This window comes from Pseudomonas sp. TE3552, assembly GCF_056278945.1.
In genome coordinates, this window is the sequence record NZ_JBWBQJ010000001.1 from 541172 (window position 1) to 553921 (window position 12750).

Sequence of the window (12750 nt, forward strand, 5' to 3'; positions counted from 1 at the left end):
GCAGGGGGCTGAAGGGTGGAAGCAGCCTCGATGCATTGTATAGCGCATACCTCGCTTGCCGTCTGATCAGGCCGTGCCGGGGCAGCAAGATTCACGCGATCAATGACGACCGTGCGCATATTTGCCTGATTCACCATAGCTGCTAGTGTCCGGGAAGCACCGTTTTTCACTTTCTGCTTTTGAGAAAGGACAGAAAAACGGCCCCGGATAGATTCAGGTAAAGAGGACAACAACAATGCAACCTGATTTCTGGAATGACAAACGCCCGGCCGGCGTGCCCCTGGATATCGACCTTGGGGCCTATAAGTCGGTGATCGAGGTGTTCGAGCGTTCCTGCAAGAAATTTGCCGACCGCCCGGCGTTCAGCAACATGGGCGTGACCCTGACCTACGCCGAACTGGAACGCTACAGCGCAGCATTCGCCGGTTACCTGCAAGCCCACACCGACCTGGCGCCGGGCGATCGCATCGCGGTGCAGATGCCCAACGTCCTGCATTACCCGGTTGCCGTGTTCGGCGCCTTGCGCGCCGGGCTGATCGTGGTCAACACCAACCCGCTGTACACCGCGCGGGAGATGCGTCATCAGTTCAAGGACTCCGGTGCCCGGGCGCTGGTCTACCTGAACGTGTTCGGACAGAAGGTCCAGGAAGTGCTGCCCGACACCGACATTCAATACCTGATCGAAGCGAAGATGGGCGACCTGATGCCCACCGCGAAGGGTTGGCTGATCAATACCGTGGTCGACAAGGTCAAGAAAATGGTTCCGGCGTATTCGTTGCCACAGGCCATTTCCTTCAAGAGCGCGCTGCGTCTGGGTCGGGGCCTGGGCATTAAACCGCTGAACGTCGGCCTCGACGACATCGCCGTGCTGCAATACACCGGCGGCACCACCGGGCTGGCCAAGGGCGCCATGCTGAGCCACGGCAACCTGGTGGCGAACATGCAGCAGGCGCGGGCATGTCTGGGGCAATTCGGTGCCGACGGTCAGCCGCTGCTGCGCGAAGGGCAGGAAGTGATGATTGCGCCGCTGCCGCTGTACCACATCTATGCATTCACGGCGAACTGCATGTGCATGATGGTGACCGGTAACCACAACGTGTTGATCACCAATCCACGGGACATTGGCGCCTTCATCAAGGAACTGAAGAACTGGCGGTTCTCGGCGCTGCTGGGGCTCAACACATTGTTCGTCGCGCTAATGGATCATCCCGACTTCAAGACCCTGGATTTCTCCAGCCTCAAACTCACCAACTCCGGCGGCACCGCGCTGGTCAAGGTCACGGCCGAGCGCTGGGAACAGCTCACCGGTTGCCGCATCACTGAAGGTTACGGCTTGACCGAAACCTCGCCAGTGGCCTGTACCAACCCTTACGGCGACAAGTCGCGTATCGGCACGGTTGGCCTGCCGGTGCCGGGTACCACGCTCAAGGTCATCAACGATGAAGGCGTCGAGCAGCCGCTGGGCGAGCGCGGCGAACTGTGCATCAAGGGCCCGCAGATCATGAAGGGCTACTGGCAGAAACCCGAAGCCACTGCCGAGGTGCTGGATGTCGACGGTTGGTTCAAGTCGGGCGACATCGCGGTGATCGACCCGGACGGATTCGTGAGCATCGTCGATCGCAAGAAAGACATGATCATCGTATCGGGCTTCAACGTATACCCGAACGAGATCGAAGACGTGGTGATGGCCCACCCGAAAGTCGCCAGTTGCGCGGTGATCGGCGTGCCGGACGAGCGTTCGGGGGAGGCGGTGAAGTTGTTTGTGGTGGCCCGTGAATCCGGGGTCAGCCTTGAAGAGTTGAAGGCCTACTGCAAGGAAAACTTCACGGCGTACAAAGTCCCCAAGCACATCGTTCTGCGTGAATCGTTGCCGATGACGCCGGTGGGCAAGATTCTGCGGCGGGAGTTGCGGGATATCGCCTGATCGTTGAATGGCCGCGCTTCGCGCGGATCGCGGGCAAGCCACGCTCCCACAGGTTCGCGTCGTTCATTTACATTGTGAACGGCACTGGACCTGTAGGAGCGAGGCTTGCCCGCGAAGCTTTCAAGGCTTCAAAGATGCGTGATTTCAGGCTGTATAGAATCTTTGCTCTAAAAGTGACTATTGAGTAGTCAATAGTCAAAAATGTGACTATGGAGGCTGATTTTGGCTCTGGTCGGCCCTTGGCAAAGCTGCTACTCTCGGCGCGCTTTGTGACTTCTCGGCCTATGTAAAGCCAGATTCACCAATAGACAAACACCAATAATAATCGCATCAAATGCGGTGAAGAATTCGCGTTGCTGAGGAGTGGGCTTCCATGATCGAAGACTTTTGGAAGGATAAGTACCCAGCTGGAATTGCTGCCGAGATCAATCCAGACGAGTATCCGAATATTCAGGCAGTGTTGAAGCAATCCTGCCAACGCTTCGCCAACAAACCGGCATTCAGCAACCTGGGCAAGACAATCACCTACGGTGAGCTGTACGAATTGTCCGGTGCCTTTGCTGCTTACCTGCAACAGCATACCGATTTGCAACCAGGCGATCGAATCGCCGTGCAATTGCCCAACGTGTTGCAATACCCGGTGGCCGTCTTCGGTGCCATTCGCGCCGGGCTGATCGTGGTCAACACCAACCCGTTGTACACCGCGCGGGAAATGGAACACCAATTCAACGACTCCGGTGCCAAAGCCCTGGTCTGCCTGGCCAACATGGCGCATCTGGCCCAGACCGTCGTACCGAAAACCGGCGTCAAGCACGTGATCGTCACCGAAGTGGCCGACTTGCTGCCGCCGCTCAAGCGTCTGCTGGTCAACAGCGTCATCAAGTACGTGAAAAAGATGGTCCCGGCGTATCACTTGCCCAAGGCCGTCAAATTCAACGATGCACTAAGCAAGGGCCATGGCCAGCCAGTGGCTGAAGCCAACCCGGCCAGCAGCGACGTTGCCGTGCTGCAATACACCGGCGGCACCACCGGCGTGGCGAAGGGCGCGATGCTGACCCACCGCAACCTGGTGGCGAACATGCTGCAATGCAAAGCGCTGATGGGCTCCAACCTCAACGAAGGTTGTGAGGTCCTCATCACTCCGCTGCCGCTGTACCACATCTATGCCTTCACCTTTCATTGCATGGCGATGATGCTGATCGGCAACCACAACATCCTGATCAGCAACCCGCGCGACCTGACGGCGATGGTCAAGGAACTGTCGAAGTGGAAGTTCAGCGGTTTCGTCGGCCTGAACACCTTGTTTGTCGCGTTGTGCAACAACGAAGCGTTCCGCAAGCTGGATTTCTCCAGCCTGAAAATCACCCTGTCCGGCGGCATGGCCTTGCAGCTGGCCGCGGCCGATCGCTGGAAAGCTGTGACCGGTTGCCCGATCTGCGAAGGTTACGGCATGACCGAAACCAGCCCGGTGGCCACGGTGAACCCGAGCCAGAACATCCAGATCGGCACCATCGGTATTCCGGTGCCGTCGACCCTGTGCAAAGTCATCGATGATGCCGGCGTTGAACAGCCGTTGGGTGCCATCGGTGAACTGTGTGTGAAAGGTCCACAGGTCATGAAGGGCTACTGGCAGCGTCAGGAAGCCACCGATGAAATCCTCGACAGCGAAGGCTGGTTGAAGACCGGTGATATCGCGCTGATCCAGCCTGACGGCTACATGCGCATTGTCGATCGCAAGAAAGACATGATCCTGGTGTCCGGTTTCAACGTGTACCCCAATGAACTGGAAGACGTTTTGGCGACCTTGCCAGGCGTGCTGCAATGCGCAGCCATCGGTGTGCCGGACGAGAAGTCGGGGGAGGCGATCAAGATCTTCATCGTCGCCAAACCGGGCGTGACCCTGACCAAGGAACAGGTGATGGAACACATGCGTGCCAACGTCACCGGCTACAAAGTGCCCAAAGCTGTGGAGTTCCGCGATGCGCTGCCGACCACCAACGTCGGCAAGATCCTGCGCCGCGAACTGCGCGACGAAGAGCTGAAAAAACTGGGTGTGAAGAAAGTAAGCGCCTAGTCAAACAAAAGCCCCGCGGATGCGGGGCTTTTTATTGGCTGCGATATCGAGAGGCTCTTGTGGCGAGGAAGCTTGCCTGTGGCGAGGGAGCTTGCTCCCGTTCGGCTGCGCAGCAGTCGTAAAAGCTGTCATCGGGTGAATCGAGGTGCCTGATTTGGGGGTGCTGCGCACCCCAGCGGGAGCAAGCTCCCTCGCCACAATAGTTCTCAGTACAGCGGGTGGTTATTGGCGGAACTGCGCGAAATTGACGTTGGTACCCGCCGGGCGCATGTCTTGCAGATAGGAGTCCTTGTCGGCGCTCAGTTCCAGGCTCAGGGCCGCCTTGCGTTTGCCCTGGTTGCGTACCACCAGGCCTTCGAGTTTCTCGCGCAGGAACACCGTCGGCACTTTCAGGTGCAGCAGTTCGTCGGTATCCGGGGTGTGCATCAGCAAGTGAATCCATTCGTACTGACCAATGGCCAGGCGCGCGACCGGAATATCGAACCAGAAAATGTTGCGGTTACGGTTCAATTCGGTGAAGTGGCAGTTGTTGACGCCAAGCACAGCACCGCCAAGTTCCTGGTTTCTGCGGGCAATGGCCTGCTTTTTATCGAGTTTCATAGCTTTCCTACGGGATTGGATCTTCAGCGCCATGGCCTGAAATACGTTGCGCATTCTCGGGGCAAAGCCTGCAAACATAAAGCCTAACCTGCCTGGAGCGATGAAATGTCTGTTGGGAAATAAATGAAACTCCGCGCACAGGCCCCCGGTCCATCCTTATGTAACGACTTTTCCCGTTGAAATGTTCACAGGAGACATATCATGAGCAGCACTGGCGATAAAGTTAAAGGCATGGCAAACGAAGCGGTCGGCAACGTCAAGCAAGGCGTCGGCAAGGCCACCGGTAATGACAAAATGCGCGCCGAAGGCGTCAGGCAGGAACAGAAAGGCGAAGCCCAGCAAGCGATCGGTAAGGTCAAGGATGCTCTTAAAAAAGGTATCGACAAGGCGTGATCCGGCCTTTGACGAGCAACAGAAACGGCCATCCGCGGATGGCCGTTTTTGTGTCAGCTTGAACTTGAGCAAGGAAATTGTTTCAAAGTCGCCAAGTAGGCTACTTTGTTGTAGAAAACGACCCCTGAGTCGCCATGACTTCAACCTTTTTGCGGCGAGACGCTAATGTTTTTCCCGACCATGAAAGGTCTGCCCCTGCATCGCGTGATGATGCGCACGGTCACCGAGTTCGTTGCCGACGAGATGTCGACTTATGCCTCGGCGCTTGCCTATCAGATGCTGTTCTCGCTGTTCCCTTTCATCCTGTTCCTGATTGCCCTGATCGGCTTCCTGCACTTGCCGGACTTCTTCTCCTGGCTGCGCCTGCAATCGGAACTGGTGCTGCCGCCCCAAGCGCTGGAGCAGGTGAACCCGGTGATCGACCAGCTCCAGCAATCCAAGGGTGGTTTGCTTTCGGTGGGTATTGTGATCGCCCTGTGGACCGCGTCCGCCGGTGTGCGGCTGATGATGAGTGCGATGAACGCCGCGTACGACGTGGTCGAAGGCCGTCCGGTCTGGAAGCGTTTTCCGCTGTCGATTTTCTACACCATTGGCATCGCCGGAATGCTGCTGGCCGCCGCTGCGTTGATGGTGCTCGGGCCGCAGGTGATGGCCTGGATTGCTTCGCAAGTGGGCCTTGAAGATTTCATCGTGACCGTCTGGACCATCGTCCGCTGGCCGGTGATCGTGATTCTGTTGATGATGGCGGTGGCGCTTATTTACTACGTCATGCCCGACGTCAAACAGGAGTTTCGCTTCATCACCCCGGGGGCGGTGTTGTCCGTGGTGGTCTGGATCGTCGCTTCGCTGGGCTTTGGTCTGTACGTCAAAACCTTCGCCAACTACAACGCCATGTATGGCAGTATCGGCGCGATCATCGTGTTGTTGCTGTACTTTTATATTTCCGCTGCGGTGCTGCTACTCGGTGCGGAAATGAACGCGGTGATCGAGCACATGTCGTCCGAAGGCAAGAAACCTGGCGAAAAGGTGCACGAAGAACCCAAACAGCATGTTTCGGGACTGGGACGAGATCACTCAATCCAGCCGACCACTGACGAAGTCATAAAATGATCCGTGAAATTCTGAAAATGGGCGATGAACGCCTGCTGCGTATTGCTCCACCGGTACCGGCAGAGATGTTCGACAGCCCCGAATTGTGGCAACTGATCGACGACATGTTCCAGACCATGGAAAGCGTCGGTGGGGTCGGCCTGGCCGCGCCGCAGATCGGTGTCGACCTGCAACTGGTGATCTTCGGTTTCGAGCACAGCGAGCGCTATCCGGACGCCGAAGCGGTGCCGCAGACGATTCTGATCAATCCGCTGATTACACCATTGAGCCCGACTCTCGAAGAGGGTTTCGAAGGTTGCCTGTCGGTGCCGGGCCTGCGCGGCGCGGTGGATCGTTATCAGCAGATTCGCTATGAAGGCTTCGATCCCAAGGGCGAGCCGATCGTGCGCATTGCCTCGGGATTTCATGCGCGGGTGGTGCAGCATGAATGCGATCACCTGATCGGCCGGTTATACCCCTCGCGCATCACAGACTTCAGCAAGTTCGGGTTTACCGAAGTGATGTTCCCGGACCTTGATCCTGCGGCGGACGATTGAATCGCTAAAGGATCGCTGTTCATGCCGAACCTGGTTGCAAACCCATGGCAATCATCGGCTTGCTGCGCGCATAACGGCTCAACCGTTCGGCCAAGGCGTAGGGCAGGGGCGGGTCGAAGGTAAAGCCGCGACGCTCATAAAAGCCACGCAAATCCGGATGGCAGAACAGCCAGACCGGCTCTTCAAGGTGCTTGACGGCGTGGGCGATCAACGTCGCGGCGATCCCTTGTTCGCGGCAGCTCGGGTCGACGAACAGCCCGGTCAGCCAATGCCCGCCGGCCACCGGCCGCAAACACAGCGCCGCGATGATCTCTTCACGTCTTGCGACCCACAATTGAGCGTCTCGCACTGCTTTCATCGACGATTGGTGGGCGCGGTAAAACTTGTTCATCAACGGCCATAATGGCTCGTCGAGAAAGGTGTACTGGGTGTTGGACATGGGCTCGGACAGTCGGTGGGCAGGGCGCAGATTATAAAAGAACACGCGCGCCGGGATAGGTGTATACCTGATCTCACATCCCCTGTGAGTGGAGTACGCATCATGTCCAAAGGTATGGATTCAAAGAAAGCCGCGAAGAAAAAGCCGGCGAAAACCGCGATTGAAAAACGCGCGGACAAGAAGGCCAAGAAGGTGAATGTGTTCGGCCACTGATCCTGCGTCCACGGAGCCCTCGGGCTCCTGTTTTTTGCGTCTATCGAAATAACCAAACAATCTGCAAGAAATCCCGGCGCCGTTGCACAGAGGGGGATTGGTTCCCGTTCTGAGCAAAGCCATGCCCCATTACTTCGATGCTGCCCACCGTGAAGAAATCCAAATCCTGCGCCAACGCCTGACCGCTCGCACCGAATGGCCGACCTGGCTGCTGTTGATCGGCGTGTACGTCGGCTGGTTCGGCATTGTGCTGGGCAGTGCCCGGTTGGGGCTTTGGTGGAGCACGCTGTTGCTGGTTCCCCTGCTGGTGTTGTGGTTGTCGGTGCAGCATGAATTGCTGCATGGCCATCCTACCCGTTGGCAAACGCTGAACAAGGTCCTCGGTTATGCGCCGTTCGCGGTCTGGTATCCCTACACCTTGTACCGTGATAGCCATTTGCGGCATCACCGCGACGAAGACCTGACCATCCCAGGTAGCGACCCGGAAAGCCGTTACCTGAGCGCTGAACAGTGGCAGTGCAGTTCGCCGTTCGAACAGGGCCTGCACTGGCTGAACAAAACCGTGTTCGGTCGCTTTATCCTCGGTGCGCCACTGGCCTTGCTGGCGCTGGCGCGGGAAGAGCTGCAACGGCTGAAAACGGGGGAGCGCCAGGCCTGGTTGATGTGGCTGACCCATGGTGCGCTGACGCTGCTGATGCTGACCTTCATCGCGCGCTACAGCGTGCTGCCGGTCTGGCATTACCTGTTGCTGATCAGCGTGCCGGCGCTGTCGATTACGATGATTCGCTCCTTTTACGAACACCGTCCCCACGCGCAACCCGAGCAACGTACTGTCCTCAATGAAGCGGCGTGGCCGTGGCGCTGGCTGTTCCTGAACCTCAACCTGCACCTGGTGCATCACGATTTTCCCGGCTTGCCCTGGTACGACTTGCCGCGGGTCTATCGCGCGCGCCGCGAGCAATGGCTGGCGCGCAGTGGCGGGTTTCTGGTGCGGGGTTATGGCCAGTGGGTGCGTTGGCACGGGGTGAGGGCGATTGACAGTCCGCGGCATCCGTTTCACTAATTGCGCATGAGTTCCCCTGTGGCGAGGGGGCTTGCCCCCGTTGGGCTGCGAAGCGGCCCCAAAACCTGCAATCGCGGTGTATCAGGTACACCGCATGCAATGGTTTACGACTGCTGCGCAGCCGAACGGGGGCAAGCCCCCTCGCCACACAGGCTCTCCTACAGGGGACTTTTGTTGTATGGGAATGTTTCGATGACACAACACCTCGCTGAATTACTGATGTACGTCGCCCCCGAGCCGATCCGCCAGGCCAATGAACGCTGGCTGGCGCAGATCGTTGAACGGCTGGGCAGTACTCGTCTCGATGCCGAGGGGCTGTCGTTGATGGATCTTTGGCTGTCGCCCGACCTGCTGCTGACCCAAACCTGCGGCTATCCATTGATGACGACCCTGCGCGGTCGCGTCCGGGTCATCGGTCGTCCTCGATATGAACTCCCGGACAGCAACGGCGGTAACCATTGCAGCCTGTTGCTGACGCGCGCCGATGATCCTCGATGGACCTTGTCGGCCTTGCGGGGCAGTCGCGGTGTGATCAACGGCGAAGACTCCAACAGTGGCATGAACCTGTTGCGTCACCGACTGGCGCCGCTGCACCGCGACGGCCAGTTTTTTGCCAGTGTCGCCATCAGTGGCAGCCACCGCGAAAGCCTGCGTTGGTTGTGTGATGACCTGGCGGACCTGGCCGCCATCGACAGCGTCACCTTTGCCTATCTGGCCCAGCATGCCCAGGCAGAGGTTGAGGGCCTGCGAGTGGTGGCGCGTACAGCGTTCAGCCCGACGTTGCCGTACATTGCGGCCGCTGGCATTACCGATGAGCAGGCTGAACAGCTTCGACGGGTGATGAATCAGGCGTTGAAGGAACTGCCCGAGGTCGCCGAAATTTTGGGCCTGCAAGAAGTGCTGCCCGCCAGCGAGAGCGACTATCAAATCATTCTCGATTATCAGCAGGAGGCCGAAGCGCTGGGGTATGGGCGGTTGCGATAAAGCTTGAGGCTTGTGTCGACAATCCCGCAATAGCGATGTATCAGGTCATTATTTAAATTTCTAAATAGAATATAAAAATTCATTTTAAGTATTATTAATGAATAAGGCTCCTTGCTAGGATCGCGCCACCGGATCACCGGACATTCAGCGACCCCTAACCCATGGAGCCTCTATGTCCGGCGCCGACCTTTCCCATCGCAACGATGTGGGCGGATTGTTCCGCGCCCACTACGCGTGGCTGTGCACACGGCTGCGCCGATACCTGGGAGCCAGTCCCAGTGTCGAAGACATTGCCGCCGACACCTTCGTGCAATTGCTCGAATCGCCTGGCCTGACGCCGATTCGTGAACCCCGCGCCTTACTCACCACCATCGCCCAGCGATTGATTTATCAGCTGTGGCGCCGTCGGGATCTGGAACGCCAACACCTCGACCAGTTACAGCCGGCTGATCCGGTCGGCGGGCCATCGCCTGAAGACCTTGCGCAGTTTTCCCAGACCCTGAAGCGCCTGGATCGAACCCTCGACCGCCTGCCGGGCAAGGTCAGGGCAACGTTCCTGTTGTCGCGAATCGACGGCCTGACCTACCCACAAATCGCCGCCGAACTGGGCATTTCCCAGCGCTCGGTCAGCGTCTACATGACCCGCTCCCAGGCACTGTGCGTCCAGCACAGCGCCAACGAACCCCTGAACCGAACACTCCTGACCCAGAGGTCTGCATGAGATCGATCAAAACCCTGCTCGGCAGTTCGCTGCTGGCCCTGAGCCTTGTAGCAAGCCATGTTCCGGCCGCGGAAAAAAACACGCCCATCCACTTCGGCGACATCACCTGGGAAAGCGGCAGCCTGATCACCGAGATCCTGCGGCTGATCGTCGAGAAAGGTTATGGCTACCCGACCGACACCTTGCCCGGCAGCACCGTCAGCCTCGAAGCCGCGTTGGCCAAGAACGACATCCAAGTGATCGGCGAAGAGTGGGCCGGGCGCAGTCCGGCCTGGGTCAAGGCTGCATCGGAAGGCAAAGTGTTTGGTTTGGGCGACACGGTCAAAGGCGCCACCGAAGGCTGGTGGGTGCCGGAATACGTGATTAAGGGCGACCCGGAACGCGGTATCAAACCGTTGGCGCCGGAGCTGAAATCCGTCGCCGATCTGGTGCGCTACAAAGACGTGTTCCGCGACCCGGAAGACCCAAGTCGCGGACGCTTCCTCAATAGCCCGACCGGCTGGACGTCAGAGATCGTCAACAGCCAGAAACTCAAGGCCTATGACCTGACCGCCAGCTACGTCAACTTCCGCACCGGCTCCGGTGCGGCGCTGGATGCTGAAGTCGCTTCATCGATCCGCCGTGGCAAACCGGTGCTGTTCTACTACTGGTCGCCGACGCCGCTGTTGGGGCGTTTCAAACTGGTGAAACTCGAAGAACCGCCGTTCGATGCACAAGCCTGGAAAACCCTGGCCGATGCCAACAATCCAAACCCCAAGGGCACGCGTTCGATGCCGGCCAGCCTGGCCATCGGTGTGTCGGCACCGTTCAAGGCGCAGTACCCGGACCTGGTGGCGTTCTTCGAAAAGGTCGATTTGCCGATCGATCTGCTGAACCAGACCCTGGGGCAGATGAGCGAAAAACGCCAGCCACCGCGTCAGGTCGCCGAAGCGTTTTTGCGCGATCAGCCGCAGGTGTGGAAGGGGTGGGTGCCGGGTGAGGTGGCGAGCAAAGTGAGTGCGAGTTTGTAGTTCAGCGGTGTTTGATAGATAGCTATCGCGGGCTTGCCCGCGAAGCGATCTAAAGCCTTACACCAACTCCGCAGCTAACGCCGCTTTCACGCTTGGCCGCTGATCAACCCGCGCCTGAAACCGGGCCAACGCCGGCCAATCATCCAGATCAATCGCAAACAGCCGAGCCCAACGCAACACCGTAAACAGATACGCATCGGCAATGTTGAACCCGCCGGCCATCAAGTAATCCTGCCGCTCCAGCGTCCGGCTCAACACGGCAAAGCGCTTGAACAGTTTCTCTTTGATGAGCGCCTTCACCTCGTCCGGAAACTGCGGATTGAACAGCCAACCCAGCCCGCCATGAATCTCGGTCGAAACGAAATTCAGCCATTCCTGTAACTGCACCCGCTCGAACGTTCCGCTCGCCGGTGCCAGGTTTGCCTGCGGGTGCAGATCCGCCAGGTACTGCAGGATCGCCGGGCCTTCGGTCAGTACATTGCCGTTATCCAGTTGCAACGCCGCGACGTAGCCTTTTGGGTTAATGGCGAGAAAGTCATCGCCGGTGGCGGTTTTCTTGCTGCTGTTGTCGACGCGAACCAACTCGAACGGCAACTCCAGCTCACGCAGCACAATGTGCGGCGCCAATGAACAGGCTTGCGGGGCGTAATACAACTTCATGGGCAGGGCTCTGGTTACGGATTTGCGCCAGTGTCATAGTGCGCGGCACCCTCGGTAAAATTAATCTTTCAGAAAACTGCCATTAGGAAAGCTACTGCCATGATGAACCTGATGCATTGGCGAATGGTGGTGGCGGTGGCCGATACCGGCAACATCACCCGGGCGGCCGAGCGGGTCGGGATGACCCAGTCCGGTGCCAGTCAGGCGCTGGCACTGATCGAAGAAACCCTGAGCGTTCAGCTGTTCAGCCGGGAAAACCGTCAGACCTTGCCGACCGCCATCGGCTTGCCTGTGATCGAACAGGCGCGAACCATGCTCGGCGCCCTCGAGAACATTCGCAGTACCGTCGATGCCGCTAAGGACATCCAGCGCGGGACGATTCGCCTGGCCAGTTTTCCGTTGGTGTTGGCGACCTTTCTGCCGCCGCTGCTGCGCCAGTTCAATCGGTTGTATCCCGGCATTCAAGTGGTGGCGCTGGAGGTCAGCGACGATGAAGTGGAAACGTTGCTCAGTGCCGGGCTGGTGGATGTCGGTGTGGTATTGAACCCGGTGCCCGCGCGCAGTGCCGGTCGTCTGGGGCGTGATGCCTGGGTGGCGGTTCTGCCCGGTGGCCACCCCTTGGCGCGCCGCTCGAATGAGAAGGGCGTTTCATTGGTTGAACTGGCGAAGCAACCCTTTGTGCTGGCCACGGGCGGTTGTTCGACCAATGCCCGCAGCCTGGCCGCCGACGCCGGGCTGCAACTGCTGGATGTACGGGCAGAAGTGCGTGAGTGGAGCAGTGCGTTTACCCTGGTGCGGGAAAATGTCGGCGTGACTTTGGTGCCGGAAATGACCTTGCCGGGCAATCGTCAGGGTTTGCGTGTAGTGCCTGTGCTGCCGCGTATCGAGCGGGAGTTTGCCTTGGTGGTTGCGCCCGACAAAGCACCTTCGGCAGCGGTGCGGGCATTGTTGGGTATGCTTGCAGACCGTGCGTTATCGCCTGGCGACTTGTGGAGTGGCTTGCCCGCGAAAGCAGTGTATTAG

Annotated in this window: 13 protein-coding genes; 10 read left to right on the plus strand and 3 right to left on the minus strand. The window is 58.6% G+C overall.

What is annotated here, in order from left to right:
• Positions 1-235 precede the first annotated feature (235 nt).
• Positions 236-1924 (plus strand): long-chain-fatty-acid--CoA ligase FadD2, encoded by a 1689-nt coding sequence (gene fadD2 / locus ACZ9BB_RS02335; protein WP_476212367.1) that lies wholly within the window; start codon positions 236-238, stop codon positions 1922-1924.
• A gap of 373 nt (positions 1925-2297) precedes the next feature.
• Complete coding sequence (gene fadD1 / locus ACZ9BB_RS02340; RefSeq protein ID WP_476212368.1) at positions 2298-3998, plus strand: long-chain-fatty-acid--CoA ligase FadD1; 1701 nt, start codon at positions 2298-2300, stop codon at positions 3996-3998.
• A 222-nt stretch (positions 3999-4220) separates the two neighbouring features.
• On the opposite strand, the gene ACZ9BB_RS02345 is transcribed toward fadD1, so the two are convergent.
• Positions 4221-4598 carry a hypothetical protein gene (locus tag ACZ9BB_RS02345; protein ID WP_018926454.1) on the minus strand — a complete coding sequence of 126 codons (378 nt, stop codon included), beginning with the start codon at positions 4596-4598 and terminating at the stop codon, positions 4221-4223.
• Between the two features lie 201 nt (positions 4599-4799).
• Between ACZ9BB_RS02345 and ACZ9BB_RS02350 the strand changes: the two genes are divergently transcribed.
• The 3 genes from ACZ9BB_RS02350 to def all read left to right on the plus strand — a co-directional run bounded on the left by ACZ9BB_RS02350 (position 4800) and on the right by def (position 6637).
• On the plus strand, positions 4800-4991 hold the full coding sequence (locus ACZ9BB_RS02350) for a CsbD family protein (RefSeq protein WP_018926453.1): 192 nt from the start codon (positions 4800-4802) through the stop codon (positions 4989-4991).
• Positions 4992-5156: 165 nt separating this feature from the next.
• A complete protein-coding gene (locus tag ACZ9BB_RS02355) occupies positions 5157-6101 on the plus strand; it encodes a YihY/virulence factor BrkB family protein (protein WP_476212369.1) in 945 nt (314 codons plus the stop codon).
• Positions 6098-6637: a peptide deformylase gene (def, locus tag ACZ9BB_RS02360; RefSeq protein ID WP_018926451.1), complete on the plus strand. Its 540-nt coding sequence runs from the start codon at positions 6098-6100 to the stop codon at positions 6635-6637. The genes ACZ9BB_RS02355 and def overlap by 4 nt, the downstream gene beginning before the upstream one ends.
• Before the next feature lie 19 nt (positions 6638-6656).
• On the opposite strand, the gene ACZ9BB_RS02365 is transcribed toward def, so the two are convergent.
• Positions 6657-7076, minus strand: a complete 420-nt coding sequence (locus tag ACZ9BB_RS02365; protein WP_476212370.1) for a GNAT family N-acetyltransferase — start codon at positions 7074-7076, stop codon at positions 6657-6659.
• Between the two features lie 334 nt (positions 7077-7410).
• On the opposite strand from ACZ9BB_RS02365, the gene ACZ9BB_RS02370 reads away from it, so the two are divergent.
• The 4 genes from ACZ9BB_RS02370 (at position 7411) to ACZ9BB_RS02385 (ending at position 11067) form a co-directional block, all read left to right on the plus strand.
• The gene (locus ACZ9BB_RS02370; RefSeq protein ID WP_476212371.1) at positions 7411-8352 is read left to right on the plus strand and encodes a fatty acid desaturase; all 942 of its coding nucleotides are present in this window, start codon (positions 7411-7413) and stop codon (positions 8350-8352) included.
• Positions 8353-8544: 192 nt separating this feature from the next.
• Positions 8545-9336 carry a phosphate/phosphite/phosphonate ABC transporter substrate-binding protein gene (locus tag ACZ9BB_RS02375; RefSeq protein ID WP_476212372.1) on the plus strand — a complete coding sequence of 264 codons (792 nt, stop codon included), beginning with the start codon at positions 8545-8547 and terminating at the stop codon, positions 9334-9336.
• 172 nt (positions 9337-9508) lie between these two features.
• Positions 9509-10057, plus strand: a complete 549-nt coding sequence (locus ACZ9BB_RS02380) for a sigma-70 family RNA polymerase sigma factor (protein ID WP_476212373.1) — start codon at positions 9509-9511, stop codon at positions 10055-10057.
• Positions 10054-11067 carry an ABC transporter substrate-binding protein gene (locus tag ACZ9BB_RS02385; RefSeq protein WP_476212374.1) on the plus strand — a complete coding sequence of 338 codons (1014 nt, stop codon included), beginning with the start codon at positions 10054-10056 and terminating at the stop codon, positions 11065-11067. The genes ACZ9BB_RS02380 and ACZ9BB_RS02385 overlap by 4 nt, the downstream gene beginning before the upstream one ends.
• Positions 11068-11124: 57 nt before the next feature.
• Here the strand turns inward: ACZ9BB_RS02385 and gstA are convergent, their stop codons facing one another.
• Positions 11125-11727, minus strand: coding sequence for a glutathione transferase GstA (gene gstA, locus ACZ9BB_RS02390; protein ID WP_476212375.1), 603 nt, complete (start codon positions 11725-11727; stop codon positions 11125-11127).
• Between the two features lie 99 nt (positions 11728-11826).
• Here gstA and ACZ9BB_RS02395 point away from each other — a divergent pair, with 99 nt between their 5' ends.
• A complete protein-coding gene (locus tag ACZ9BB_RS02395; RefSeq protein WP_476212376.1) occupies positions 11827-12750 on the plus strand; it encodes a LysR family transcriptional regulator in 924 nt (307 codons plus the stop codon).

What these genes read in the sequence shown, in the direction of transcription:
- fadD2 (WP_476212367.1), top strand. Translation starts at nt 236, where the DNA reads ATGCAACCTGATTTCTGGAATGACAAACGCCCGGCCGGCGTGCCCCTG.
- fadD1 (WP_476212368.1), top strand. Translation starts at nt 2,298, where the DNA reads ATGATCGAAGACTTTTGGAAGGATAAGTACCCAGCTGGAATTGCTGCC.
- ACZ9BB_RS02345 (WP_018926454.1), bottom strand. Translation starts at nt 4,598, where the DNA reads ATGAAACTCGATAAAAAGCAGGCCATTGCCCGCAGAAACCAGGAACTT.
- ACZ9BB_RS02350 (WP_018926453.1), top strand. Translation starts at nt 4,800, where the DNA reads ATGAGCAGCACTGGCGATAAAGTTAAAGGCATGGCAAACGAAGCGGTC.
- ACZ9BB_RS02355 (WP_476212369.1), top strand. Translation starts at nt 5,157, where the DNA reads ATGTTTTTCCCGACCATGAAAGGTCTGCCCCTGCATCGCGTGATGATG.
- def (WP_018926451.1), top strand. Translation starts at nt 6,098, where the DNA reads ATGATCCGTGAAATTCTGAAAATGGGCGATGAACGCCTGCTGCGTATT.
- ACZ9BB_RS02365 (WP_476212370.1), bottom strand. Translation starts at nt 7,076, where the DNA reads ATGTCCAACACCCAGTACACCTTTCTCGACGAGCCATTATGGCCGTTG.
- ACZ9BB_RS02370 (WP_476212371.1), top strand. Translation starts at nt 7,411, where the DNA reads ATGCCCCATTACTTCGATGCTGCCCACCGTGAAGAAATCCAAATCCTG.
- ACZ9BB_RS02375 (WP_476212372.1), top strand. Translation starts at nt 8,545, where the DNA reads ATGACACAACACCTCGCTGAATTACTGATGTACGTCGCCCCCGAGCCG.
- ACZ9BB_RS02380 (WP_476212373.1), top strand. Translation starts at nt 9,509, where the DNA reads ATGTCCGGCGCCGACCTTTCCCATCGCAACGATGTGGGCGGATTGTTC.
- ACZ9BB_RS02385 (WP_476212374.1), top strand. Translation starts at nt 10,054, where the DNA reads ATGAGATCGATCAAAACCCTGCTCGGCAGTTCGCTGCTGGCCCTGAGC.
- gstA (WP_476212375.1), bottom strand. Translation starts at nt 11,727, where the DNA reads ATGAAGTTGTATTACGCCCCGCAAGCCTGTTCATTGGCGCCGCACATT.
- ACZ9BB_RS02395 (WP_476212376.1), top strand. Translation starts at nt 11,827, where the DNA reads ATGATGAACCTGATGCATTGGCGAATGGTGGTGGCGGTGGCCGATACC.